The organism is Desulfuromonas sp. CSMB_57 (assembly GCF_020194955.2).
Taxonomy (GTDB): Bacteria; Desulfobacterota; Desulfuromonadia; order Desulfuromonadales; family Syntrophotaleaceae; genus JAFCIY02.
In genome coordinates this window covers 1-3,279 of record NZ_JAFCIY020000011.1, presented here as the reverse complement: position 1 = coordinate 3,279, position 3,279 = coordinate 1, and the positions used below count along the sequence as shown (strand labels likewise).

Annotated in this window: 3 protein-coding genes; 1 reads left to right on the top strand and 2 read right to left on the bottom strand. The window is 59.5% G+C overall.

Going from position 1 to position 3,279, the window contains the following annotated elements; all coding sequences use genetic code 11:
* Positions 1–322, top strand: a 322-nt coding sequence (locus tag JQN68_RS03940; RefSeq protein WP_249621019.1) for a hypothetical protein, incomplete at its 5' end; no start/stop codon positions are given.
* Positions 323–378: 56 nt separating this feature from the next.
* On the opposite strand, the gene fdhF is transcribed toward JQN68_RS03940, so the two are convergent.
* Together fdhF and JQN68_RS14840 are read right to left on the bottom strand one after the other, a co-directional pair.
* Positions 379–3,102 carry a formate dehydrogenase subunit alpha gene (gene fdhF, locus JQN68_RS03935; RefSeq protein WP_249621020.1) on the bottom strand — a complete coding sequence of 908 codons (2,724 nt, stop codon included), beginning with the start codon at positions 3,100–3,102 and terminating at the stop codon, positions 379–381.
* A 103-nt stretch (positions 3,103–3,205) separates the two neighbouring features.
* Positions 3,206–3,279 (bottom strand): 4Fe-4S binding protein (locus JQN68_RS14840; RefSeq protein WP_502799347.1); only part of this gene is annotated, 74 nt, incomplete at its 5' end.

Here is a 3,279-nt window from a genome sequence, read left to right as displayed (position 1 = left end):
GGGTCATGATGACGATCCCGGCAGAGGCGATCAGCCATCTCTTCGACATCAAATTCTCGTTACTCATGTTCCTCTCCCCAAAAAAGATGTTTTGCCAACCCTGTTTCCGGACCCGAAGGCGGCCTACCCGCGATCCGGCCGGATTGCCATCCAGTGGCTTCTCCCCCTGAAAAGCCACCCTTCGACCGGATTACTGCATTCAGTCAAAACGGGACCGGAAACAACTATCTTCCTGCGGACCGTCCGCACGAAACATCTCAACCGGCGCAGGATTCTAGCAAGACGGACCCTTGAAGTCAATCTCCTGGCTGCGCAATCATAACGATGTTTTTCATTATGGCGCCGGGGACGGCAACAGCCGTCCCCGGCGGTTACAGGTTAACGAATCTGGTCGGTCTCCTCCGACCAGTCCCAGGCCACTTTTTCGATCTTGGCGGCGCAGGACTTGTATTCCGGAATCTTGGAAATGGGATCCAGAGCCGGATTGGTCAGCACGTTGGCCGCCCCTTCAACAAAGTGGAAGGGCATGAAGATGACGTGTTCCTTGATCTTGTTCGTCACCTTGGCCAAGGCCGCCACGGCTCCGCGCCGGGTGCTGACCTTAACCTTGTCGCCTTCGACGATGCCGAGTTTGGCGGCGGTGGCGGGGTTGATCTCCACATAGGATGCGGGGACCAGGTTGTTGAGACCCTCCACCTTACCGGTCATGGTACGGGTGTGGTAATGGTACAGGTTGCGACCGGTGGTCATGACCAACGGGTAATCGGCGCAGGGCACTTCGGCGCTGGGCTTGAACATGGCCGGCTTGAACAGTCCCAGACCGCGGGAGCACTTGCCGCTGTGCAGGAACTTGGTACCCGGATGTTCCGTGTTCGGGCAGGGCCACTGCAGGCTGCCCAGTTCTTCCAAACGGGCATAATTGATGCCGGCGTAGGAAGGCGTGACCGAGGAGAGTTCCGTGAAGATCTCTTCCGGACCGGCATACTGCTTCTCGATGCCGAGGCGGTTGAGCAGATCCATCAGGATCTCCCAGTCGGCCTTGCATTCACCGACAGGCTCGATGGCCTTGCGCACCCGCTGCACGCGCCGTTCGGTGTTGGCGAAGGTACCGTCCTTCTCGGCAAAAGAGGCCGCCGGCAGGACCACGTCGGCCAACTGGGCCGTTTCGGTCAGGAAGATGTCCTGCACGATGAGGAAGTCGGTGTTCTTCAGTGCGTCTTCGACATGGTGCAGATCCGGGTCGGATACCATGGGGTTTTCACCCATGATGTAAAGCACTTTGATGTCGCCGTGGCCGGCCTTGCCGACGATCTCCGTCAGGGTCAGGCCGGGCTTGCTGGACAGTTCCACGCCCCAGGCCTGGTTGAACTTGGCCAGGACTTCGGGGTTGTTCACCTTCTGGTAGCCGGGCAGGTCGCCGGGCAGGCCGCCCATGTCGCAGGCGCCCTGGACGTTGTTCTGACCGCGCAGGGGGTTGATGCCGCCGGACTCGATGCCGATGTTGCCGCACAGCAGGGCCAGGTTGGAGAGGCTCATGACGCCTTCCACACCGGTGGTGAACTGGGTGACACCCATGGAGTAAACGATGGCCCCTTTGGGCGCCTGAGCATACAGGCGGGCCGCCTTTTTGATGTCTTCGGCGTCCACGCCGCAGATTTCAGCCGCCTTTTCAGGGGTAAAATCAGCGAGGGTTTTGACCAATTCCTCATAATTTTCAGTACGCTCTGCGATGTACTCGGAATCCTGCAGCCCTTCGCTGATGATGTAGCTCATCATGCCGTTGTACAGGGCGACGTTGGTTCCCGGAGTCACCTGCAGGAACACAGTGGCGTCGTTGGCCAGGTCGATGCGGCGCGGTTCGGCGACGATGATGGTCGCGCCCCGCTCCTTGGCCTGACGAATTTTAGCACCGATTACCGGATGTCCTTCCGTCGTATTGGAGCCTGTGATGAAGATCACATCACTGCTCAACAACTCGTTGATGCTGTTGGTCATCGCGCCACTGCCAAGCGTAGTTGCCAGACCGGCAACAGTGGAGCTGTGTCAAAGTCGGGCACAATGATCGACATTGTTGGTGCCGAACCCGGCGCGGACCAGTTTCTGGAACAGGTAGTTTTCTTCGTTGGTGACGCGGGCCGAAGTCAGACCGGCCAGGGCATCGCCGCCGAATTCTTCCTTGGTCTTCTTGACCTTGTCGATGATGAGGCCGTAAGCCTCTTCCCAGGTGGCTTCAACCAGTTTGCCGTCCTTGCGCACCAGCGGAGCGGTCAGGCGGTCCGGGTGATTGATGAAGTTGTAGCCGAACTTGCCCTTGACGCACAGCAGGCCGTCGTTGGCCGGGCCGTTGACCGGCTCCACGCCGACCACCTTGTTGTCCTTGGCGAGCAGGTTCATCTGGCATCCGACGCCGCAGTAGGTGCAGGTGGTCTGGGTCTTGCTGACTTCCCAGTGACGGAACTTTTCCTTCATTTTCGGCTGCAGGGCGCCCGTCGGGCAGACCGACACGCAGTTGCCGCAGGAAACGCAGGTGGAGGCGTCCATGCCCTTGTCGAAAGGCGCCACCGGATGGGTGGTGAAACCGCGGTCGCCAAAGCCGATGGCCTGGGTGCTCTGGAAGTTGTTGCAGACCTGAACGCAGCGACGGCAGGCCACGCATTTGTTCAGATCCCGGAAGTAGAACTCGTTGGTCTCATCCTTCGGGAAATCGTTGCGGGCACCGGGGAAGGCGGTTTCGGTGATATCGTACTGGTAGCAGAGATCCTGCAGCTTGCAGGCCCCGGCCTGGCCGCAGGTCAGGCAGTCGAGGGGATGGTCGGACAACATCAGATTGACAACCACCTTGCGGGCTTCGATGGTCCGGGGGGTGTCGGTGGTGACTACCATGCCGTCCATCACCGGGGTGGCACAGGCCGGCGCCAGATTGCGGCGGTTTTCGACTTCAACCACGCAGACGCGGCAGGCCGCGGCCTGCTCGTTGAATTTCTTTTCCATTTCCAGGTGGCACAGGGTCGGAATATGGATGTCCAGCTGCTTGGCGGCGTCGAGAATCGAGCTGCCGGCCGGCACTTCCGTCATCTTGCCATTGATGGTTACCTTCATCATAGACATGTGCTATGGCTCCTTGTAATAACTGTGAAAAAACATCGCACCTGCATCGTCCAGGCAGACCCGAAGGCCGGCCTGGACGATACGAGGGTACGCCTGTTTACCGCTTGATGATGGCGTCGAACTTGCACTTGTCCAAGCAGGCGCCGCACTTGATGCAGGCGGCCTGATCGA